The sequence below is a fragment of the Bradyrhizobium ottawaense genome (genome assembly GCF_900099825.1).
Lineage (GTDB): Bacteria > Pseudomonadota > Alphaproteobacteria > Rhizobiales > Xanthobacteraceae > Bradyrhizobium > Bradyrhizobium ottawaense_A.
Window position 1 is genome coordinate 3,331,972 of sequence record NZ_LT629693.1, and the last position, 21,971, is coordinate 3,353,942.

Below are 21,971 nucleotides of genomic sequence, written 5' to 3' on the forward strand. Positions count from 1 at the left end.
GGCGCGCGAGGAAAAATGGTCCGTCGTCGCGACCCAACTTAGCACTACTTTGGCAGATTTTGGCGATTGATCGGCGAAACTGGATTCCCGAATCACATTTTCAATGATTCATGGGTGGTCGGCTTTTGGAGGGCCGACCATGGTGGACACGACGCCGAAGTGGGAAGACGAGCTTGGACGCTGGCTTAAGCCATTCCTGGATCGCTTGGGTCACAAGGCGCGGCGGCGGATGTGTCCGCTTTATATCTCGGGATTGATTGGACCGGGCGATCGCAAGAGCGTCCAGCCGATGGCGGCGCGGCTGGCACCGGGTGAGTATGACCAGTTGCACCATTTCATCGCTGATGGCGTCTGGGATGCGGCGCCATTGGAGGCGGAATTGCTCGTTCAGGCCGATCGCCTGGTCGGCGGCAAAGATGCGGTGCTGGTCATCGACGATACGACGATGCCGAAGAAGGGCGATCGTTCGGTTGGTGTCGCTCCACAATATGCCTCGTCTCTCGGCAAGACGGCTAATTGCCAAACATTGGTGTCGCTGACGCTTGCGCGGGAGGAAGTGCCGGTCATGGTGGCATTACGTCTCTTCGTTCCGGAGATTTGGACGAGCAATCCGGTGCGTTTGAAGCGTGCGGGCGTTCCAGTCGAGCACCGCGCAGCGCGGACCAAGCCAGAGATCGCCTTGGCGGAGATCGATCGCGTGATGGCAGCCGGTATGCGCTTTGGCTGCGTGCTGGCGGATGCCGGTTACGGCCTCAGCGCGCCGTTCCGTCAGGGGCTAACGACACGCGGCCTGGCCTGGGCCGTCGGTATCCCTCGTCACCAGAAGGTTTATCCGGTGGAGGTTAAATTGATCTGGCCGGTTGCCAGTCGAGGTCGTCCCCGCAAGCGGCACATTCCCGATATCCTGTCGAGGGCAGCCGAAGACATGCTGGCCAATGCTAAGTGGCAAAATGTGAGTTGGCGAAACGGGACCAAGGGCCGGCTGGAAGCTCGCTTCGCCGCGATTCGCGTGCGGACCGCTGATGGACCTCCGCAGCGGATCAAGGACATGGGCCAGCAGCATCTTCCGGGGGACGAAGCCTGGCTTATCGGCGAACACAGGACGTCGGGGGAGAAGAAATATTATCTCGCCAATATGCCGGCCGAGATGAATCTGCGCACGTTAGCTGCCACGATCAAAGCTCGATGGATTTGCGAACAGGCCCATCAGCAGTTGAAAGAGGAACTCGGGCTTGATCACTTCGAGGGACGATCCTGGCAGGGCCTTCATCGTCATGCGCTCATGACCATGATCGCTTACGCATTCCTCCAGCATCGCCGTCTCGCACAAGCGGGGCGGAAAAAAAAGAATCAACGGTCCACCGCCTCAGCCGAGCCTGCCGGCCGTACGCCAAGCCATCGTCGATCTCATCGTTCAACCACGACCTCAGCGATGCCCGCACTGCAGAAGACAAATCGGCGGAAAGCAGCGGCGTGAATAAATCTGCCAAAGTAGTGTTAGGCCGTGGACTCATTAACGCGCAGCCATAGACGTATCGACGCGAGCTGGATGAACGCGAGGTAGTTGGCGGCTAGCCGCGCTCGTCAGGTTCATCTCCTCCCTCCAGTTTTTTTCGTAACGCCGTGACCACGCGATGCACCGTTTCTATTTCTTTGACCGACAGTCCGTCAGAGATGCCGTTGACCCAAGGCGCCTGCAATTCCATCGCTTCTTCGAAGGTCCGCCTTCCTTTCTCAGTCAGCGTGACGAGTTGAGCTCGCCGGTGATGCGGATTGACCTCGAACGCGACGAGACCCTCTTTGTGCAGGTCGTTGACGATCCGCTGCACGTTTTGACGATTGGCACCGAGGTCGCGAGCAAGCCACGCAACCGGTTGCGGACGTTCGGCGGATGTGATGGCGCCGAGGATCTGCCATCGGGCGCTCGTCAGCCCAAGACCGGCCGCCAACCGATCGCCGACCGTTAAGAGCCGGCTGCTGAGCCTGAACAGGTCGAGCATGAGATTGGTCAGGGCCTCGCCGGCTGGAGTTCGCTTGGTCTTTTTCATCTGTCACCATAAAACACTATTGACATTATGATGTCAATATGACATATTGCATCGCACCAGACAGACATCATGGAACCAAGTCGAAAAGGAAGCCTTACATGTCATTGCTGCGCCCTCTTGACCCCTCCTTCCCGATCGAACGCCAGATCGCAATCGAGGCCGGCCCCGTCGTGCTGGTGAATGTGGTCACGCTCGATAAAGCGGACGAGCAGACCTTTCTCAAGATCTGGCAGGACGACGCTGCTTTTATGAAGCGCCAGCCTGGCTTCATCTCCACCCAGCTTCACCGAGCTCTTGGCGAAAGCCCGACGTATCTCAACTATGCCGTCTGGGAATCGACCGCTCACTACCGGGCTGCATTCGGGCATCCGGAGTTCAGAGCCAAATTGCCGACCTATCCCTCCTCGGTCGTCGCTTCTCCACACCTGTTCCAGAAGGTCGCGGTGCCCAACATCTGCGTCGTATAGTTCGAGGCCGACGGTAGGGCCTTGGCGCATGTGGTTTAGAACTACCGGCAACATGCCCGGGTGAAGTGATCTTACAAATTCGGGAGAAGAACCGTGGCAAAGATAATCCATCCGGGCGACGCTGCTCGCTATTGCCGACGATGTCATCGAGTGAGTGAGAGAGCCGGAAATTGCTGCGCTGCAAGGAAGGCAGCTATTGGCACATCTCGGACCTTCGCGGATGTCCGCTCTTAGGCCGCTTCCGGGGGTGAAGCGACATCAACCGTCGTGATCCACGCCGCTGGAATTTATGATGAGTATACGGCCTAGTCTCATCCCTCTCCAGTTAAGCATCGGCATCGGTGGCTATGGTCCCCGCTCCACGTGCGCAATTGCGCACTAGGCGGGGACGACGCCGTTATGTTTGACGTGCTTTTCACGCGAACTTCGCCTGCGCCGTTTCCTCGCCTGCCGCCAGCCGAGCGCGTTCGGTATTGGGCCAGAGCAGCAGCAGGCCGAGCAAGCCCGACGCGACCAGCACCACGGCATTGATGGTGAAGCCGGTCATGTAGCCGTCGAGAGGGGTTGCCGCGTGCTGGATCACGCTGCCCATCACCGACGGCGCAATCATGCCCGCCAGCGTGTAGATCGCGCCATAGATCGCGATCACGGCGCCGCGCTGCTGCACCGGCGTGAATTCGCCGAGCATCGGCGGGCAGACCACATAGATCGATCCGCACAGTCCGGAGCCGACCACCAGCAGCGCGATCATCAAGGCGCCGGGCGCCACGTGAGGCAGCACGGCGAGGATCAGGCCGCCGACGATCAGCGGCGCCGAACCGAGCACGCCGCGGGCACCGCGCGTGGTGTAGCCGCGCGCCATCATCACCTGCGAGATCCACCCGGTCAGCAGCACGATGGTTGCGCCGAACACCCAGGGCAGCACCGAAATCCAGCCCGCGTCCTGTTGCGAGAAGCCCAGGCCCTTGACGATGAACGGCGTGAACCAGGTGAGACCGAGCGACAGCGCCCAATAGGCGCCGAAGGTCGCGGCACAACAGCCGAGAAACGTCCGCGAGGTCAGGAGCCGACCATAGGGAATGGCGGGATCCGCCGCCGCCATCGCGGCCGTCTGCACCAGCGGGCCCTCCTTGCCCATCACCAGCCATGCCAGCGTCCACATCAGGCCGACCACGCCGAGCGCGCCGAAGGCGTAGTGCCAACTGTGATTGACGATGATCCAGTTCAGCGCCGGCACCGCCAGGATCACGCCGAACGCCGAGCCCTGCGACAGGATGGCGGTGGGCAGCGTCCGCTTCTCGTCGGGAAACCATTTGTAGATCGCATGCGCCGCCACCGAAAACGCCGGCCCCTCGCCGGCGCCGAGGATGATGCGGCAGATCAACAGCGTGGTGAAGCTGACGGTGCCGACCATCGGAAACTGCGCCAGCGACCAGATCAGCGCCATCGCCAGCAGCACCCAGCGGGTGGCGACGCGATTGACGATGAAGCCGACGACGATGGCCGAGATCGAGAACAGGAAGAAGAACGAGGAGCCGAGCAGGCCGAACTGCTCCGGCTGCAGCTTCAACTCGTCCATGATCGGCGCACCGCCGAGACCTACCACGATCTTGTCGGCGAAGTTCACCAGCATGAACAGGAATAGCAGGAATGTAATTTTCCAGGCGCCCTTCGGCGTTTCGCTGGGCGTCGATTGCGTGGTCATGGCTGGCTTCTCCCCGTTATATCTTTGCTGTTTTATCGTGGCCGGTTGAACCGGGCTTGCCGGATGCTAGCCATGGCTTTCCCGGCAACGCAACTGCGGATTTTTGGAGAGGCCAGCGTGCGCTGCAACTGCAAGCTGCCCGCGCGATGCCCCCTGACGCAGATCACGATCCCGTCGTCGCCGGATTGAGGCCGTGATCTGATACCGCAGCCCTGATATGTTGCCGGAAACAAAAGGGAATGCTCATGTCTGGAACGGTCTATCGGCGCACTCTGCTCATCGGCGCGCTTGTCTCACTGACGATATCGGCGCCGTCAGTCGCTTTCGCGCAGGAAGCCAAGGCGCCCGACTATGAGGCCATCGTCGCCGCCCCCGACCGCACCGATGCCGACCGGCAGGCCGACCAGCGCCGCCAGCCCGCCAAAATGCTGGCTTTCACCGGGGTCAGGACCGGGATGAAGGTTCTGGATATGGAGGCCAGCGCCGGCTACAGCACCGAGCTGCTGGCCCGCGCCGTCGGGCCCACGGGCACCGTTTACGCCCAGGATTCGGCCGCCGTGATCGAACGCTTCGTCAAGGACAGGTTCGACATCCGCGCCCAGAAGCCCGCGATGAAGAACGTCGTCCATGTCGTCAGGAATTTCGACGACCCGATCCCGCCAGATGTTTCCGGCCTCGACCTGATCACGTTCTTCTTCGCCTATCACGACATCACCTACATGGAGGTCGATCGTGCGGCCATGAACAAGAAGATGTTCGCAGCCCTGAAACCCGGCGGCTTCCTGATCATCGCCGACCATTCGGCCAAGGCCGGCGACGGCATCAACGTCGCCAGGACGCTGCACCGGATCGAGGAGAGCACGCTCAAGCAGGAGATCGAGGCCGCCGGTTTCAAGCTGGTCGCGGAAGCCGACTTCCTGCGCCATCCCGAAGATCCGCGGGATGCCAAGGTGTTTCAGCCGACGGTGCCGAACGACGAATTCGTGCTGAAATACCAGAAGCCGCTATGAGGCGCGGCCATCGTGGCCATCACCAGCGGCAGCCCTGTTGTGCTTGATGTCACCGGCCTGACCAAGAGCTACCGCGCCGCCGGCGAAGAGATCGCCGTGCTGCGCGGGGTGAATTTGACGGTCCGCGCCGGCGAGAGCGTCGCGCTGACCGGCGAATCCGGCAGCGGCAAGAGCACGCTGCTGCACCTGATCGCCGGCCTCGACGCCGCCGACGGCGGCGAGATCAGGCTGGCCGATGCTTCCGTGTCGGAGCTCAGCGATGCCGGCCGCGCCGAATTGCGGCGCGACCGCCTCGGCCTGGTGTTTCAGCAGTTCAACCTGATCCCGAGCCTGACGGTGGAAGACAATCTCGTGTTCCAGTCGCGTATCGCCGGCCGTCACGATCCCGACTGGCACCGCGAACTGGTGGAGCGGCTGGGGTTATCGAATTTTCTCAAGCGCTACCCCGAACAACTATCCGGCGGCCAGCAGCAACGGGTCGCGATCGGCCGCGCGCTTGCGACAAGGCCGCTGCTGCTACTCGCCGACGAGCCGACCGGCAACCTCGACGAGGCCACCGCCGATGAAGTGCTGGCGCTGGCGCGCGATCTGGTCGCGCGCTCGGGCTGCGGCTTCCTGATGGTGACCCACAGCGCGCGGCTCGCCGCCACGCTCGACCGTCAGGTCAACCTCCATGCGGGAATCATTGCGGCGGTGATCGCATGACGCGCGCGCTCTGGACGCTGGCCGTGTTGCTGAGCCACTGGCGGCGGCATCCGATGCAGCTCGCCACGCTGTTGATCGGATTGATCTCGGCGACCGCGCTGTGGAGCGGCGTGCAGGCGCTCAACCAGCAGGCGCGCGATTCCTACGATCGCGCCGCCGCGACGTTCGGCGGCAGCCGCACCGCCATGCTGGTCGCCAGGTCAGGCGCGACCTTCCCGCAAAAGCTCTTCGTCGACCTGCGCCGCGCCGGCTGGCCGGTATCGCCCGTGCTCGAAGGCCGCATCCAGATCGACGGACGCTCGTTCCGCCTGCTCGGCATCGAGCCCGTGACCCTGCCCGCGGAAGTCGGCAGCGCGCCCGCCATCGGCAGGGCCGACCTGCAAGCCTTCATGACGCCGCCGGGAGAAATGCTGGTGGCGCCGGAGACGCTGTCCGATCTCAAGCTCGCCGAGGGCACAAGACCTCACGCCAACGCCGGCGCGCTGTTGCCGCCGCTGCGCGTGCAGCCGCAACTGGTGCCCGGCGTGCTGGTGGTCGATATCGGCGTCGCGCAAAGCCTCTTGAAAATGCCGTACCAGTTGTCGCGCCTCCTGATCGGCAAGACCGCAGGCAAGCGTGCGCCGCTCGAAAATATCACGGGCGACCAGCTTCGCCTGATCGAGCCCAACAGCGAAAGCGATCTCGAACGCCTCACCGACAGTTTTCATCTGAACCTGACGGCATTCGGGCTGCTGTCGTTCTTTGTCGGCCTCTTCATTGTGAATTCCGCTGTTGGCCTCGCCTTCGAGCAGCGCCTGCCGATGCTGCGCACCCTGCGCGCCTGCGGCGTCTCGGTGCGGATGCTGAACGCGGTGCTGGTCACTGAGCTGGTGTCGCTGGCGCTGGTCGCAGGATTGGTCGGACTGGTGTGCGGCTATTTCATCGCGGCTTCCCTGTTGCCCGACGTCGCCGCCTCCCTGCGCGGCCTCTATGGCGCACAGATTCCGGGGCAACTGACGCTCAAGCCGGAATGGTGGATCGCCGGCGTTGCCATCAGCATCCTGGGTGCGCTGGCCGCCGCGGCCGCCAGCCTCGCCAAGGCGCTGCGGCTGCCGCTGCTCGCGGCCGCGCAACCCCAGGCCTGGCAACAGGCGCAGCGCCGCTGGCTGGTGTTTCAAAGCATCGCGGCATTGGCCGTGTTCGCGACCGCCGGCGGCCTGCTGTGGTTCGGCGATTCGCTGATCGCGGGCTTTGCGGTGCTCGCAGCCCTGATGCTGGGCGCGGCGCTGATCCTGCCGATGTTTCTCGAAGCCGTGCTGGCGTTCGGTCAACGCTACGCCAAAGGCCCGCTCAGCATCTGGTTCTGGGCCGACAGCCGCCAGCAACTATCGGGACTGTCGCTGGCGCTGATGGCGCTGCTGCTCGCGCTCGCCGTCAATGTCGGCGTCGCCACCATGGTCGAAAGTTTCAGCCGCACCTTCCTGGTCTGGCTCGACGGGCGGCTGGCGGCGGATGTTTACGTCAACGCGGCCAGCGACGCCCAGGCGATCCAGATCAAGGCGTGGCTGCGCGAGCGCCCCGAGGTCGAGGCCATCCTGCCCGGCGGCCGCGCCGAGACGCAACTCGCGGGCGCGCCGATCGAAGTATTGGGCCTGCCCGATCACCCGACCTACCGGGACAACTGGCCGCTGTTGCAAGCGGCCGACAAGGCCTGGATCAGGCTGCGCCCCGGCGATACCGGCCTCGTCAGCGAACAACTGTCGCGGCGTCTTCATATCGGCCTCGGCGACCGCATCGACGTCCCGGCGCCTGATGGCAACTGGCCGCTCGAGGTGGTCGGTATCTATGCGGACTACGGCAATCCGAAAGGCCAGATCGCGGTCAATTTTGCCGCCTTGACACGGCGCTTTCCGGAAATCCCGCTGACGCGACTAGGCCTGCGGGTCGAACGGCCGAAGATAGCGGCGCTGATCGCGGCGCTGCAGGAAAAATTCGGCCTCGATGACCGCAACGTCGCCGATCAAGCGACCATGAAGGCGGAATCGACGCGGATCTTCAACCGCACCTTTTCCGTCACCGCCGCACTCAATGCCTTCACGCTCGGCGTCGCCGGCATCGCACTGCTCACCAGCCTGCTGACGCTGACCAATTCGCGGCTGCCGCAACTGGCGCCGCTATGGGCGATCGGCATCACGCGACGAAAATTGGCCGTCATCGAGCTTTTGAAGACGATGTCGGTGGCGCTGATCACGACGCTGTTGGCGCTGCCGCTGGGCTTGCTGGTGGCGTGGTGTCTGCTTGCGGTCGTCAACGTCAAGGCGTTCGGCTGGCGGCTGCCGTTCCATGTGTTTCCGCTGCAATTGCTGTGGCTGGTCGGCGTGGCGATGGTGGCGGCGCTGGCCGCATCCGCGCTCCCTGTCATCCGGCTGGCGCGCATGCAGCCGGCGAACCTGATCCGGATCTTTGCCAATGAGCGGTAACGGCGCCATCACCCGCCGCAGCTTTGCGGCCGGCGCGCTGCTCGCCGGGCTCAGCGGCAATGCGCTGGCGCAAGGCTTTGCCGGGCTCGGCGAAAGCGCTGGCGGATTCGAAGCTGTGGTCCCTGGCAGGGCCTTTTCGTTTCCCGCCGACCACGGCCCACATCCGGCGTTTCGCATCGAATGGTGGTACGTGACCGCCAACCTTGTCGACAGCGGCGGGACGGCTTACGGCGCGCAGTGGACGCTGTTTCGCCAGGCGGTCGCAGCCGGCGCGCCGCAGCAGGGATGGGCCAATCAGCAGATCTGGATGGGCCACGCCGCGGTCACCCGCGCCGACACCCACCGCTATGCACAGACTTTTGCGCGCGGCGGCATCGGCCAGGCCGGCGTCGAGGCCAGTCCGTTTCACGCCTGGATCGATGCCTGGGAGATGCGCGGACGCGATGCGATCGATGACAACAATATCGCGCCGCTCGAGCTCAGCGCAGCAGGCGCCGATTTCAGCTATGCGCTGCGCCTCGATGCGGAGCATCCGCTGGTGCTGCAAGGCGACGGCGGCTATAGCCGCAAATCGCTGCGCGAGCAGGCCTCGTATTATTACAGCCAGCCGTATTATCAGGTGAAAGGCAGCATCGTCATCGACGACAAGCCCGCCGACGTCTCCGGGCAAGCCTGGCTCGACCGCGAATGGAGTAGCCAGCCGTTGGCGGCGGACCAGTCCGGATGGGACTGGCTCTCGCTGCATCTTGCCGCCGGCGACAAGCTGATGCTGTACCGGATGCGCCAGACCGACGGCCAACATTACGGCTCGGGCAAATGGTTCGCGCGCGACGGCAGCACCCAACAACTCGCTTCCGCCGACATCACCATGACGCCGCAGGCCTTCACTGACATCGAGGGACGAAAGATCCCGACCGCTTGGCGCATCGCCATTCCCAAGCTTGCGTTCGCGATCGACTGCACGCCGCTCAATCCACGGAGCTGGATGGGCACGAGCTTTCCCTATTGGGAAGGCCCGATCCATTTTGGCGGCAGCCACACCGGACTGGGATATCTGGAGATGACGGGCTACTAAGAGCCCGCACATCAGGGGGATTACGCCATGTACCATTTCACCGCGCTCGTCACGTGTCTGGCGATCCTGGTCTACTTCTATTCTTCGATTCTGGTGTCGCGGGCGCGCGGCAAGTTCGGCGTCAAACTGCCCGCGATCTCGGGCAATCCCGATTTCGAGCGGGTGTTTCGCGCGCAGATGAACACGCTGGAATGGCTCCCGATCTTCCTGCCGTCGCTGTGGCTGTTCGCGATCTATGTCAGCGACACGATCGCTGCGGTGCTGGGGCTGGTCTGGGTGATCGGCCGCATCCTCTACATCCTGGGCTATGCGCAGGCAGTGGCGAAGCGCGGGCGTGGTTTCGCGATCCAGGCATTCGCGGCCATCGCGCTCTGGGTCGGCGCATCAGGCATGATCATCTGGCGTATCGTTCACGCCTGACGGTCATTTCGTTTTCAACATGAGTTGCCGCCGCGAATCCGGAGCGGCCAATTATACCTTCGACAATGCGCGCCTATCACAGTCGCGCGAGCACGGAGGAATGTCGTCTTCCCTTCATGCATTTCGTGAATATCATGCAGCATGCATCGTACACGTACGCTGCTGTTGCTCTGATCTGCCCCGTCCGTTGATCCCCAACGGGCGGGGTTTTCATTTGCGCGGTCCGAGCGTCGCCGCTCGAATCTTGACCATGCATCTGCCATTCGCTCCGGGTTGGTATGATGGTATTCATATTAAGGCGGAACGGCATCAATTACATAACACAATTAGCTTTCTAACTCATTGTTTCGTTGCGTAAAAACCACGGTCGTCCTGTGAAATGCAGCGTATGACGCCGTTGTCATTCTAAACCTCCGGTTCTCCATTATCTCCTCGGTTACGCTTCTACGTTCGAACCAGCGCGTAGATCATCACCGGAGACTAACGATGCAATTAAGAAAACTCATCCTCGGCTCGGCCGCCGGACTACTTGCCATCAGTGGCGCGCAGGCCGCCGATCTTCCCGTCAAGGCCAAGGCGGTCGAATACGTGCGGATCTGCTCGCTGTATGGCGCCGGCTTCTTCTACATCCCCGGCACCGACACCTGCGTCAAGCTCGGCGGCTACCTGCGTGTCGACACCACCTTCAACGGCGGTGTCCACGGACAGCCGGCGTGGAACGGCGACCTCGGCCAGCAAAATCGCTATCGCGATTATTTCGTCTCGCGGTCGCGTATGGCGCTGACGATCGATACCCGCACCGCGACCGAATACGGCGTGGTCCGCACCTTCGGCCAGGGCGACTTCCAGTTCAACAACCTCGGCGGCGGCACCGCCAACCCGGCCGTGCTGGGCGCCGCCGGCGTGAATGCGAATCTGCTTTCGACCCCCGGCGGCGGCTACGTCGCGGTCGAATATCTCTTCATCCAGTTCGCCGGCTTCACCTTCGGTAAGTCTTCTTCGGCCTACTCGACCCCGTGGAACGGTTTCCCGGGCAACATCAGCTCGAACCTGATGGGCGGTAACAATACCGACACTGGTGTCAACAACATCCAGTACACCGCGCAGTTCGGCAACGGCGTGTCGGGCACCATCGGTCTTGACGATCCGACGGTCTGGAACCGGACCACCGTCTACAACCTGGCCCTCGGCGTCGGCGTCGGCGGCACCGGCACCAACGCCTACGGCGGCACGCATGCTCCCGACATCGTCGGTAACATCCGCGTCGACCAGGCTTGGGGTCTGTTCCAGATTTCGGGCGCGGCCCACCTCGTGAACGCTTCCTACAACACTCTGGGTGCCGGTGGCGTTCCGACCGCCGCGTCTGAACTCAGCGGACATCCCGAAGACAAGTGGGGCGGTTCGGTGATGGCTGCGTTGCAGATCAAGAACATCCCGACCGGGCCCGGCGACGACATCAAGTTCGACGTCAGCTACGCCAAGGGCGACACCAAGAACGTGATCGCCACCAGCGGTAGTTCGCCGAGCTTCGCGATGTTCGGCGGCAGCGGCTTCGGCTATCAGAGCGTCGGCTTCGGTGCGACCACCGATGGCGTCTATCTGCCCGGCGTTGGCGGCACCGGCGGCATCGCCCTGACCTCGGCGTGGGGCCTCCGCGGCGCGTTCAATCACAACTGGAACCCCTACTGGTCGACCAGCCTGTACGGCAGCTACTCCGCCGTGAAGTATGACGGCGGCGCCAACGACAACCTGCTGGGTGCCGGATCCACGACGGCCAAGGGTGCTTACTGCGCCGCCTTCGCCGCCAGCCATCCGGGTCAGGCCCTGGTCGGCAACGCTGCCGGCGCCTACACCTGCAACCCCGACTTCAATGTCACGCAGCTCGGCGTGCTCACCCGTTGGACACCGGTCAAGAACCTGACGTTCTCGGGCGAAGTCCAGTGGCTCCACCTCGACCAGAAGATGTCGGGCAGCTCGGTGTTCACCGCGACGGCCCCGAAGCCGACCGCGCTCTACGAGTTCAAGGACCAGAACACGGTGTTCTTGCAGGTTCGCGCCCAGCGTAACTTCTGATCGCTTCTTAGGCTGTCAGACCACAACGGAACGCCGCGCTGTCGGACCGACAGCGCGGCGTTTCACATTTCGCGGACGAAATGCCGGAATAGCAAAACGGCGGCGATCGCACCGATCGCCGCCGTTTTTGTCGTTTCGTTCGCGCTCGGGACTACTTCGTCAGCGGGCAGCCCGAATCCTTGGCGGTCGGGAACGCCTTGTCGCCGGGGACGACCGCGAGCTGCTTGTAATAGTCCCACGGCTTCTTCGATTCCGACGGCTTCTTGACCTCGAACAGATAGAGGTCGTGCACCATGCGGCCGTTTTCGAGCACCTTGCCGCCCTGCGCGAAGTCGTCGTCGACCGGCAATTCCTTCAGCTTCCTGGCCACCGCATCCGAATCCTTGGTGCCGGCGGCCTTCACCGCCTTCAGATATTGCAGCGTCGCCGAATAGGTGCCGGCCTGGATCATGTTCGGCATCCGGCCGGTGCGCTTGAAGAAGCGGTTGGCGAGGTCGCGGCTCTTGTCGTCGCGATCCCAGTAATACCCCTCCGTCAGCACCAGGCCCTGGGCCGCTTCGAGCCCAAGACCGTGGACTTCGGCCAGCGTCAGCAAGAGGCCTGCGAGTTTCTGGCCGCCCTTGACGATGCCGAACTCCGCCGCCTGCTTGATCGAGTTGGTGGTGTCGAGGCCGGCATTGGCGAGACCGATGATCTTGGCTTTCGAGCTCTGCGCCTGCAGCAGGAACGAGGAGAAGTCCGACGAGTTCAGGGGAATGCGGACCGAACCCACCACCTTGCCGCCCTTTTCCCTGACGAGGTCGCCGGTGTCCTTTTCCAGCGCATAGCCGAAGGCATAGTCCGCGGTCATGAAGAACCAGGTATCGCCGCCGGCCTGCACCAACGCGCCGCCGGTGCCGACCGCCAGCGCATGGGTGTCGTAGGCCCAGTGGAAACCATACGGCGTGCAGGCGTCGCCGGTGATGCGCGAGGTCGCCGCCCCCACGACGATGTCGATCTTCTTCTTTTCCTTCGACAGCTCCTGGACCGCGAGCGCCACCGAGGACGTCGTCAGTTCGGTGATCATGTCGACGTTCTCGACCTCATACCAGCGCCGCGCGATGGCGGTGGCGAGATCCGGCTTGTTCTGGTGGTCGGCGGAGACGATTTCGATCTTCTGACCGAGCACCTCGCCGCCGAAATCCTCGATCGCCATCTTGGCGGCTTCGAGCGAATACTTGCCGCCGTAATCGGCGTAGACCCCGGACTGGTCGTTCAGAATGCCGATCTTGACGCCCTGCGCCGACGCCGTCCCGGCCAGCAAAAGAGCGCTCATGGCAACGGCCGCCAACAATCCTGCCTTCATATGTGCCTCCCAGCAGCTTCTGTTCCAAGAAATCTCGCGCAACAATATTTCATAACCCTGCGGCTGCCCATCTATTTCAGATAAGCCAATCGTATTGAGCAAGCGGTGATCCACTCTCCCCGTCATTCCGGAGCGCGCGTAAGCGCGAACCTCAGGGGTGACGGCGAGTCGGCCGCGCGCTTTCAGACCGCCTCAGGCTTGTTGCCGCGCCCGCCATCGGCGAGGTTGCGGACGATGACGTAGAAGATCGGCGTGAAGACCAGGCCGAACAGCGTCACCCCGAGCATGCCGAAGAACACCGCGACGCCGACCGCCTGGCGCATTTCCGAACCGGAACCGCTCGAAATCACCAGCGGCAGCACGCCGAGAATGAACGCGAACGAGGTCATCAGGATCGGGCGCAAGCGCAGCCGGCAGGCTTCGATCACGGCCTCGAGCCGCGGCCGGCCTTCGAGCTCGATGTCGCGCGCAAACTCCACGATCAGGATCGCGTTCTTGGCCGCCAGTCCCACCAGCACCACGAAGCCGATCTGAGTCAGGATATTGACGTCCTGTCCCATGATCCGCACGCCGATGGTCGCAGCCAGGAGGCACATCGGCACGATCAGGATCACCGCGAACGGCAGGCTCCAGCTGCCATATTGCGCGGCCAGCACCAGGAACACGAACAGCACGCAGATCGGAAACACGTAGAGACCGGAATTGCCGCCGGTCACCTGCTGATAGGACAGATCGGTCCATTCGAACGTAAAGCCGCTCGGCAGCGTCTGGTCGGCGAGCTGCTTGATGGTGCTGAGGGCGACGCCGGAGCTCGTTCCCGGCGTCGGCTCGCCCTGCAGCTCGGAGGCCGAGTACAGATTGTAGCGCGCGACGCGGTCGGGACCGGAGATGTCGCGGAAATCGACCACACTGCCGAGCATCACCATGTCACCCGCCGCATTGCGCGTGCGCAGCCGCGCGAGATCGGAGGTCTCCTTGCGGAACGGCAGGTCGGCCTGCGCCGTGACGTGATAGGTGCGGCCGAACAGGTTGAAGTCGTTGACGTAGGTCGAGCCGAAATAGGTCTGGATGGTGTCGTTGATGCCCGAAATCGGCACGCCGAGCTTCTGCGCCTTGACACGGTCGATGTCGACGAAGACCTGCGGCGTGTTGGCAGTAAAGGGCGAAAACACCGAGGTGAGATTGGGCGACTTGCGCGCGGCGGCGACGAGCTCGTCGGTCGCGGCGGCCAGCAGCTCGGGCCCGCGGCCCTGCCTGTCCTGGACGCGGATGGTGAAGCCGCCGCCGGTGCCGATGCCGGGCACCGCGGGCGGCGGGATCACGATAATGAAAGCGCCCTGGATCGCAGACAGGCGCTTGCGCAGCTCGGCCGTGATCGAGGTCGCCGTCAGTCCCTTCTTCAGGCGCGACTCCGGTTCGTCGAACACCGGGAACAGCGCCGCGGCATTGCCCGCCTGCGTGCGCGTCGCGCCGGAAAAGCCCGCAAACGCCGCGACCCGAACGATGCCCGGCGTATCCAGCGCGATACGCTCGATCTCGCGCACCACCTTCGTCGTGCGATCCAGCGACGCCGCCCCGGGCAGTTGCGCCGAGATGATGACGTAACCGCGGTCCTGCGCCGGAATGAAGCCTTGTGACGTGGTGACGAGCAGCCAGCCGGCGCTGCCGATCAGCGCGAGGTAGATCACGAGCATCACCGCCGTGTGCCGGATCACGAAGTCGGCCGCGCCCGCATAGCCGTGCGAGAGCCGGTCGAATGTGCGGTTGAACACGCCGGTAAATGCCGCCCAGCCGCGCGCGAGGACGTTCCAGTTTGCGGGCGGGCGCTTTTCGGCGTGCGGAACCAGGATCAGCGAGGCCAGCGCCGGCGACAGCGTCAGCGAGCAGAAGCAGGAGATCGCGGTCGCCACCGCGATGGTGACGGCGAATTGCTGAAAGAATTGCCCGGAGATGCCGCCGATGAACGCGGTCGGTATAAACACCGCGCACAGCACAAGCGCGATCGAGACCAGCGCGCCGCCGACTTCCTCCATCGTCTTCAGCGCGGCGTCGCGCCGGCTCATGCCGTGCTCGAGATGCCGCTCGACATTCTCCACCACGACAATGGCGTCGTCGACCACGATGCCGACCGCGAGCACCAGCCCGAACAGGGTCAGGTTGTTGATCGAGAAGCCGAGCGCGGCCATCACAGCGAAAGTGCCGACCAGTGACACCGGGATCGCAATGATCGGAATGATGGCGGGCCGCCAACCCTGCAGGAACACCAGCACCACGATGACGACGAGCGCCATCGCCTCGTAGATCGTCTTGATCAGCTCATGGACGGATTGCGCGATGAATTCGGTCGGATTGTAGCCGATATTGAAGTCGAGCCCTTTCGGAAAACTCTCCTTGAGCCGCACCATCGTGTCGGAAATGCTCTTGGAGGTGGCAAGCGCGTTCGATCCGGGGCGCTGGGTCACCAGAAGTGCTACCGCGGATTTCCGCAGCAGGAAGCTGTTGGTGGCGTAGGACAGCGCGCCGAGTTCGATGCGGGCGACGTCGCGCAGCCGGACGACACGGCCGTCGGCGCCGGCCTTGATCAGGATATCCTCGAATTGCCGCTGGTCTTTCAGACGGCCGGTAAAGACGAGGTTGGGCTGAAAGGCGCGGTCGGTGATCGGCGGTTCCGCAATCTGGCCACCCGCGATCTGAAGGTTCTGCGAGCGGATCGCCGCCAGCACTTCGGCCGAGGTCAGGCCGAGATTGGCGATGCGGTCGGGATCCAGCCACAGCCGCATCGAATAGTCGCGCGCGCCGAACATCTGGATGTCGCCGACGCCGTCGAGCCGCAGCAACTGGTCGCGGACCTGCAGCAGCGCATAGTTCGAGATGTAGAGCTGGTCGAAACTGTCGTCGGGCGACAGCATGAACACGACCATCAGGATGTCGGGCGAGTTCTTTCGGGTGGTGACGCCGTTTTGCTGCACTTCCGCCGGCAACCGCGGCTGCGCGATCGCGACTCGGTTCTGCACCAGCACCTGGGCTTTATCCAGATCGGTGCCGAGCTTGAAGGTGACGGTGATCGTGAGCTGCCCGTTCGAGGTCGCCTGGCTGTAGAGGTACAGCATGTCCTCGACGCCATTGATCTCCTGCTCGATCGGCGCCGCGACGGTGTCGGAGACGGTCTGCGCCGAGGCGCCGGGATATTGCGTGGTGACGACGACGGTCGGCGGCACCACCTGCGGATATTCCGAGACCGGCAGCGTGGTGTAGGCGAGCGCGCCGACGATCAGCAGCACGATCGACAGCACCATCGCCAGGATGGGCTGGTTGATGGAAAGCCTTCCGAGATTCATGACTTGCCACCCGCGGGCGCTTTCGCGGTCTGCGGGGTGACCTTGGCGCCGACGCGGGCGCGCTGCAGGCCGTCGACGATGACGCGGTCCTCCGCCTTGAGCCCCTCGCGGACCACGCGCAGGCCTTCGTCGAGCGGCCCGAGCACCACCGGCTTCGCCTCGACGGTGTTGTCTTCCTTGACGACGAACACGATCTTGCGCGACTGGTCGGTCGCGATCGCTGCGTCCGGCACCAGCAGAGCTTCGTAAGGCGAACTGCCGATCAGCCGGACGCGGGCGAATTGGCCCGGCAGGATCGACAGATCCTGATTGGGGATGACCGCGCGGCTGCGCAGCGTGGCGGTCGAGACATCGAGGCGGTTGTCGATAAAATCCATCTTGCCTTCGTGCGAGGGCTTGGTCTCGCCGGTCAGCGTGACCTGGACCGGGTTGGGCGTATCGCGCGAACTCGGCCGCTTGCCTTCGAACCAGAGCCTGCTGTTGCGCTGATAGGTCGCTTCGTCGACATCGAAATAGATGTAGATCGGATCGAGCGAGACGATCGAGGTGAGCAACGTCGAACTGCCCTCGCTGCCCTGCACGAGATTGCCGGCACTGACCAGATGGCGGCTGGCGCGGCCCGTGATCGGCGCAATTACATGCGTGAATTCGATATTGAGCTTGGCCGCCTTCAGCGCACCTTCGGCTATGGTCTCGGCGGCGTGCGCCGCCTGCAAGGCCTGGCGGCGCTGGTCGACGACCTGTTCGGAGACAGCACTGGTCTGGACCAGGGACAGGCCGCGGTCGAGATCGCGCTTGGCGAGTTCTGCCTTGGCGCGCGCATCGGAGAGCTGGCCGTCAGCCTGCTCGGCGACCGCCTCGAACGGGCGGGAGTCGATCACATAGAGCAGATCGCCGGCATGAACGATCGCGCCGTCGCGAAACTCGACGCTGTTGACGAAGCCGCCGACGCGGGCGCGAACCTGGACTTCCTCAACCGCCTCGAAGCGTCCGGTGAATTCATCCCAGTCCGTGACGGTGCGTTTCACCGGCTGCGCCACCGTGACCGGCGGTGCGGCGGCGGCGGCCGGTGGCGGCGGCTTGTCGCCGCAGGCGGACAGCGCCAGCCCGAGCAGCGGGATCAACGGCCGCAGGCCACGCAGCGAAAGGTTGAAACGCTTCATCGGCGAAGGTTTCGATGGCTCAGTCTTGCCCAACATCCAACTCCCCTGCACTTTCCGACCTCGACCGCACCGGTTGCCGCGGAACTGCCGCGGCGGAGGCCACAGATGTGAACGGTTCCCAGTTTGTGCAAGAAGGCGTCGGGAGCCAAGCAAAATCGTTATGCAACCCCCGCGCCTTCGTCGCCGGCGGCAGCGCTGCCCTTCCCTCGGGGGACGGCGCTCGAACGTTCCGGACGATGGAATCCTGCCAATATCCGCGTCATTCCCAATGCGATGACAAAAAAATGACGGCACACACATAATCTTCATCTTCCCGGCCGGATCCTTCTTCGTGCCGCCAAATGGATGGCTTCGCGGGGCCTGTCCTCGGGCGGCACTTCCCGCCGACCCGTTGGCTCGCAATGACGTTGAGGGCTCTGGAACAACCGCCCCGAAGGCGGTAAGCATCGGGAAAACCCGACAGGGAGACCCGCCATGGATGCGCTTTCACCCCGACATCAGCCGGATGCGGGCTTGCGCCGCGGCGCCGACCACATCGCCCCCGATGCCGCCGGACAAAACTTCTACGCCATCGACCGGGCCTTGCGCGACCTGCTCGCGCACTATCTGTCGCCCGCCGACTTCGCGCATCTGGAGCCGCATTTCGACCGGCTCGGCGCGCTCGCCGGCGGCAGGCTCGACGACCTGGCGCGGCTCGCCGACAAGCATCCGCCGATACTGCACCCGCGCGACCGTTTTGGTCGCGACGAGGACTGGATCGACTATCACGCCTCCTACCGTGAGATGGAACAGATCGCCTTCGGCGAATTTCAGTTCCACGCCATGAGCCATCGCGCCGGCGCGCTCGGCATGGACAGACCGCTGCCCGCGGTGGCGAAATACGCGCTGCAGTATCTGTTCGTGCAGGCCGAGTTCGGCCTGATGTGCCCGATCAGCGTCACCGACACCTCGACCCACCTGATCCGAAAATTCGCCAGCCCGGAACTGCAGGCCTACCTGCTGCCGAAGATGCTGTCCGGCGATGTCGCCACGATGTGGAAAGGCACGCAGTTCATGACCGAGCGCGCCGGCGGCTCCGACGTCGGCACCATCGAGACTACCGCCCGCCTGGAAGACGGCGAGTGGCGCCTTTCCGGCGACAAATGGTTCTGCTCGCATGCCGACGCCGACGTCGCATTGCTGCTGGCGCGGCCCGAAGGCGCCCCCGCCGGCACCAAAGGCCTTGCGCTGTTCGCGCTGCCGCGCCGGCTGAAGGACGGACGCCGCAACGCCTATCGCATCGTCCGCCTCAAGGACAAGCTCGGTACCCGCTCGATGGCGTCTGGCGAAATCCTGCTGGAAGGCGCCGTCGCCTACCTGGTCGGTGCGCAAGACCAGGGCCTCAAGCAGATGATGGAGCAGGTCAACCTGTCGCGGCTGTCGCATGGCGTGCGTGCCGCCGCGATGATGCGGCGCTGCGTCAACGAGGCCATGGTGTGCGCGCGCACCCGGCAGGCGTTCGGCAATACCATCATCGACTATCCCCTGCTCCGCCGCCAGTTGCTGAAGATCACGCTGCCGGCGGAACAATCGCTGTCGATATTCCTGCTCGCGGCGGATGCTATGGACCGCGCCAATGCCGGCGACAAGGATGCCCAGAATATCCTGCGCATCCTGACGCCGCTTTTGAAATTCCGCGCCTGCCGCGACAACATTCCGGTGGCGACCGGCGCGATGGAGGTGCGTGGCGGCAACGGCTATATCGAGGAATGGGTGCACGCCCGGCTGGTGCGCGACGCCCATCTCGGCGTGCTCTGGGAAGGCACCAGCAACATCAACGCGCTCGACATCATCACCCGCGCGGTCGGCAAGAGTTTTGCGCACACAGCGCTGCAGACGGCGCTGGTGAAATTGCTGGATCAGGCCTCGTCCATCCCCGCTGATTTCCGCAACCGGTTGCAGCAAACGCTCGTTCGCACCATCGCCTTTGCCGAGCGCGTCGCCGCCGAGCCGGAGGCCGAACAGAATGCGCGCCAGGCCGCAAGCGCGCTCTATCACGTCACCAGCGCGATCCTCATGACCTCGGAAGCCGCAAGGCCCGGCGCCGACGCGCGGCGCGCGCTGTACGCACGGCTTGTGCTGGAGCATCGGTTGAGCGTGAAGGATCCGCTGGCGCCGCAGCAGGCGCCGTGGGAGCACGCGGCGGCGGAGGTGTTGTTGTCGGAGCGGTCGGTTGCACTCAGTGAGATTGAGAAGCTGCTTATTTGAGGCTTCATCACCCCAACTCGCTCGCCAGCGTCTCCTGCTCCGGCAACGTTGCCTGAAATGCCGGCGTACCTTGCAACTTCTCCGCCAGCGCCTGCAGCCTGTTGCAACCGAGGCCCGCGAAGAACTTCGGCCGTTTGCCGCGACCGAACAGCCAGAACACCGCGACCGTGATATCGGCCTGCGTCATCTCTCGCCCCGTGAACCACGGCCCGGCAAATTGTCCGTCGAGCCAGCCAAAACCGTCGCGGACCTGCTTGTCGCAGGCATCAAGCCATGGCGCATGCCAGGCCTCGCGCGGCCGGAAGTGACGCTCGTAGAGACCGGCGACCAGCTTTTCATTGGCGCCGAGCGCTATCGCCACCAGCGTCAGCACGCGACGGCGGGCCGCTCCTGCGGCCGGCGTCAGCGACCGTGCGCCCGCCACCTGGTCGAGATGATCGAGAATGACCGCGCTGTCGACCAGCATCTCGCCATCGGCGAGCCTGAGCGCCGGCACCCGCGCAATCGGATTGAAGGCGGCCAGTTCCGCCTTGTCCGGGCCGAACGGCATCAGCGGCGCGTGATCATATTCGATGCCGTAGAGCCGCAGGGTCACCGCCACGCGGCGCACAAAGGGCGACGCATGACGGCCATACAGTACCGGCCTCGTGTCGGCATCATCTTCGGACATGACGTTCCAGATTTCCTGCGCTAGGCTCAAGACTTGAAAATTTAAGGCTTGCAACAAAGCCAAAATGTCCGGGGAGGACAAGCGTGCATAAAGGGCGTGTCGTATTCGGCGCCATGGAGGAGGTCGTATTCGGACGACCGGCATCCGAGGCTGTTGTCGAACAGATGGACCGGTTGGGCGCCAATCGTGCGTTCCTGATGGTCAGCGGGACGCTCAACCGCGAAACCGATGAAATCGAGAAAATCCGCCGCGCTTTGGGGGCTCGCTATGCCACCACCTTCGACGCGATGCCGGCGCACACGCCGCGCTCGGCGGTGATCGCCGCGGCCGATCAGGCGCGCGCCGCGAAGGCCGATCTGATCGTTACGGTCGGTGGCGGCTCGATCACCGACGGCGCCAAGGCGGTACAGCTTTGTCTCGCCAACGATATCCGGACCGTCGAAGGCATCGACCGGATCAGGGCCGTCAAGGGCGCACCGCCGGCGATGAATGCGCCTATTGTGCGCCAGATCAGCGCGCCGACCACGATCGCCGGCGGCGACTTCAGCCCCAGCGCAGGCGTCACCAACGAGACTACAAAAGTCAAAGAGGCAGTGCGTCATCCGCTGGCGATCCCCCGCGCGGTGATCCTCGATCCGGCGCTGGGCGCGCACACGCCGGAATGGCTGTGGCTGTCGACCGGCATCCGCGCCGTCGACCATTGCGTCGAGGCCATCTGCTCGGGCCGGTCGCACCCCTACGCCGACGCCCAGACCTTGAAGGGGCTATCGCTGCTGACCCAGGCGCTGCCGCGGGTGAAGGCCGACGGCAACGATCTCGACGCAAGGATGAATTGCCAGATCGGAACCTGGCTCTCGATGGGCGGCCTATCGTCCGGCGTGCCGATGGGCGCCAGTCACGGCATCGGCTATGTGCTCGGCGCCGAGTTCGGCGTGCCGCACGGCTACACCTCCTGCGTGATGCTGCCGTTCGTGATGCGCTGGAACAAGTCAGTCAATGCCGAGCGCCAGGCGCTGGTCGCCACCGCCATGGGCCATCCGGGCGAGGATGCCGGCGACGTGCTCGACGACTTCATTCGTGGCCTCGGCATGCCGCGCAGCCTGCGCGAGGTCAAGGTCGGCCCCGAGCATTTCGACCACATCGCGCAACAGGCGATGGCGACGCCCTGGGTGCCACGCAACCCGCGCAGGATCGAGGGACCGGCGCAGGTCCGCGAGATTCTTGAATTGGCTGCATAAAGGGAATT

General features: G+C 64.0%; 16 protein-coding genes. 10 read left to right on the forward strand and 6 right to left on the reverse strand.

The features are described from left to right. Positions 1-139: 139 nt before the first annotated feature. Positions 140-1,477 (forward strand): IS701 family transposase, encoded by a 1,338-nt coding sequence (locus tag BLR13_RS15675; RefSeq protein WP_083387700.1) that lies wholly within the window; start codon positions 140-142, stop codon positions 1,475-1,477. Positions 1,478-1,571: 94 nt separating this feature from the next. Here the strand turns inward: BLR13_RS15675 and BLR13_RS15680 are convergent, their stop codons facing one another. After that, positions 1,572-2,048 (reverse strand): MarR family winged helix-turn-helix transcriptional regulator, encoded by a 477-nt coding sequence (locus BLR13_RS15680; RefSeq protein ID WP_074822260.1) that lies wholly within the window; start codon positions 2,046-2,048, stop codon positions 1,572-1,574. A 98-nt stretch (positions 2,049-2,146) separates the two neighbouring features. On the opposite strand from BLR13_RS15680, the gene BLR13_RS15685 reads away from it, so the two are divergent. After that, the gene (locus tag BLR13_RS15685; RefSeq protein ID WP_074822257.1) at positions 2,147-2,515 is read left to right on the forward strand and encodes an antibiotic biosynthesis monooxygenase family protein; all 369 of its coding nucleotides are present in this window, start codon (positions 2,147-2,149) and stop codon (positions 2,513-2,515) included. 415 nt (positions 2,516-2,930) lie between these two features. Here BLR13_RS15685 and BLR13_RS15690 read toward each other — a convergent pair whose 3' ends face one another. After that, a complete protein-coding gene (locus BLR13_RS15690; RefSeq protein ID WP_074822253.1) occupies positions 2,931-4,220 on the reverse strand; it encodes an MFS transporter in 1,290 nt (429 codons plus the stop codon). Positions 4,221-4,465: 245 nt separating this feature from the next. Here BLR13_RS15690 and BLR13_RS15695 point away from each other — a divergent pair, with 245 nt between their 5' ends. From BLR13_RS15695 to BLR13_RS15720, 6 genes are all read left to right on the forward strand, one after another. Beyond that, positions 4,466-5,230 (forward strand): class I SAM-dependent methyltransferase, encoded by a 765-nt coding sequence (locus tag BLR13_RS15695; protein WP_074831475.1) that lies wholly within the window; start codon positions 4,466-4,468, stop codon positions 5,228-5,230. A 39-nt stretch (positions 5,231-5,269) separates the two neighbouring features. Then, entirely contained in the window at positions 5,270-5,935 is a 666-nt protein-coding gene (locus BLR13_RS15700) for an ABC transporter ATP-binding protein (protein WP_074831473.1), read from the forward strand. Next, positions 5,932-8,394, forward strand: coding sequence for an ABC transporter permease (locus BLR13_RS15705; protein WP_074822250.1), 2,463 nt, complete (start codon positions 5,932-5,934; stop codon positions 8,392-8,394). The genes BLR13_RS15700 and BLR13_RS15705 overlap by 4 nt, the downstream gene beginning before the upstream one ends. Beyond that, a complete protein-coding gene (locus BLR13_RS15710; RefSeq protein WP_074822247.1) occupies positions 8,384-9,469 on the forward strand; it encodes a lipocalin-like domain-containing protein in 1,086 nt (361 codons plus the stop codon). Before BLR13_RS15705 ends, BLR13_RS15710 begins: the two co-directional genes overlap by 11 nt. A gap of 27 nt (positions 9,470-9,496) precedes the next feature. Next, complete coding sequence (locus BLR13_RS15715; RefSeq protein ID WP_074822244.1) at positions 9,497-9,889, forward strand: MAPEG family protein; 393 nt, start codon at positions 9,497-9,499, stop codon at positions 9,887-9,889. 486 nt (positions 9,890-10,375) lie between these two features. Next, positions 10,376-11,962, forward strand: coding sequence for a porin (locus tag BLR13_RS15720; protein ID WP_074822242.1), 1,587 nt, complete (start codon positions 10,376-10,378; stop codon positions 11,960-11,962). 151 nt (positions 11,963-12,113) lie between these two features. On the opposite strand, the gene BLR13_RS15725 is transcribed toward BLR13_RS15720, so the two are convergent. The 3 genes from BLR13_RS15725 to BLR13_RS15735 all read right to left on the reverse strand — a co-directional run bounded on the left by BLR13_RS15725 (position 12,114) and on the right by BLR13_RS15735 (position 17,808). Next, positions 12,114-13,307 (reverse strand): ABC transporter substrate-binding protein, encoded by a 1,194-nt coding sequence (locus tag BLR13_RS15725; RefSeq protein ID WP_074822240.1) that lies wholly within the window; start codon positions 13,305-13,307, stop codon positions 12,114-12,116. Positions 13,308-13,489: 182 nt separating this feature from the next. Continuing rightward, positions 13,490-16,645, reverse strand: coding sequence for an efflux RND transporter permease subunit (locus BLR13_RS15730; protein ID WP_074822237.1), 3,156 nt, complete (start codon positions 16,643-16,645; stop codon positions 13,490-13,492). After that, positions 16,642-17,808 (reverse strand): efflux RND transporter periplasmic adaptor subunit, encoded by a 1,167-nt coding sequence (locus BLR13_RS15735; protein WP_074822234.1) that lies wholly within the window; start codon positions 17,806-17,808, stop codon positions 16,642-16,644. The genes BLR13_RS15730 and BLR13_RS15735 overlap by 4 nt, the downstream gene beginning before the upstream one ends. Before the next feature lie 474 nt (positions 17,809-18,282). Here BLR13_RS15735 and BLR13_RS15740 point away from each other — a divergent pair, with 474 nt between their 5' ends. Then, positions 18,283-20,055, forward strand: a complete 1,773-nt coding sequence (locus tag BLR13_RS15740; protein WP_074822232.1) for an acyl-CoA dehydrogenase family protein — start codon at positions 18,283-18,285, stop codon at positions 20,053-20,055. A 7-nt stretch (positions 20,056-20,062) separates the two neighbouring features. Here BLR13_RS15740 and BLR13_RS15745 read toward each other — a convergent pair whose 3' ends face one another. Then, positions 20,063-20,725: a glutathione S-transferase family protein gene (locus BLR13_RS15745; RefSeq protein WP_074822230.1), complete on the reverse strand. Its 663-nt coding sequence runs from the start codon at positions 20,723-20,725 to the stop codon at positions 20,063-20,065. 83 nt (positions 20,726-20,808) lie between these two features. On the opposite strand from BLR13_RS15745, the gene BLR13_RS15750 reads away from it, so the two are divergent. After that, positions 20,809-21,963: an iron-containing alcohol dehydrogenase gene (locus tag BLR13_RS15750; protein WP_074822227.1), complete on the forward strand. Its 1,155-nt coding sequence runs from the start codon at positions 20,809-20,811 to the stop codon at positions 21,961-21,963. Positions 21,964-21,971 lie beyond the last annotated feature (8 nt).

Coding starts and splice junctions, on each gene's coding strand:
- BLR13_RS15685 (WP_074822257.1), top strand. CDS start 2,147: ATGTCATTGCTGCGCCCTCTTGACCCCTCCTTCCCGATCGAACGCCAG.
- BLR13_RS15725 (WP_074822240.1), bottom strand. CDS start 13,307: ATGAAGGCAGGATTGTTGGCGGCCGTTGCCATGAGCGCTCTTTTGCTG.
- BLR13_RS15745 (WP_074822230.1), bottom strand. CDS start 20,725: ATGTCCGAAGATGATGCCGACACGAGGCCGGTACTGTATGGCCGTCAT.
- BLR13_RS15675 (WP_083387700.1), top strand. CDS start 140: ATGGTGGACACGACGCCGAAGTGGGAAGACGAGCTTGGACGCTGGCTT.
- BLR13_RS15705 (WP_074822250.1), top strand. CDS start 5,932: ATGACGCGCGCGCTCTGGACGCTGGCCGTGTTGCTGAGCCACTGGCGG.
- BLR13_RS15680 (WP_074822260.1), bottom strand. CDS start 2,048: ATGAAAAAGACCAAGCGAACTCCAGCCGGCGAGGCCCTGACCAATCTC.
- BLR13_RS15730 (WP_074822237.1), bottom strand. CDS start 16,645: ATGAATCTCGGAAGGCTTTCCATCAACCAGCCCATCCTGGCGATGGTG.
- BLR13_RS15735 (WP_074822234.1), bottom strand. CDS start 17,808: ATGAAGCGTTTCAACCTTTCGCTGCGTGGCCTGCGGCCGTTGATCCCG.
- BLR13_RS15715 (WP_074822244.1), top strand. CDS start 9,497: ATGTACCATTTCACCGCGCTCGTCACGTGTCTGGCGATCCTGGTCTAC.
- BLR13_RS15720 (WP_074822242.1), top strand. CDS start 10,376: ATGCAATTAAGAAAACTCATCCTCGGCTCGGCCGCCGGACTACTTGCC.
- BLR13_RS15695 (WP_074831475.1), top strand. CDS start 4,466: ATGTCTGGAACGGTCTATCGGCGCACTCTGCTCATCGGCGCGCTTGTC.
- BLR13_RS15710 (WP_074822247.1), top strand. CDS start 8,384: ATGAGCGGTAACGGCGCCATCACCCGCCGCAGCTTTGCGGCCGGCGCG.
- BLR13_RS15690 (WP_074822253.1), bottom strand. CDS start 4,220: ATGACCACGCAATCGACGCCCAGCGAAACGCCGAAGGGCGCCTGGAAA.
- BLR13_RS15740 (WP_074822232.1), top strand. CDS start 18,283: ATGGATGCGCTTTCACCCCGACATCAGCCGGATGCGGGCTTGCGCCGC.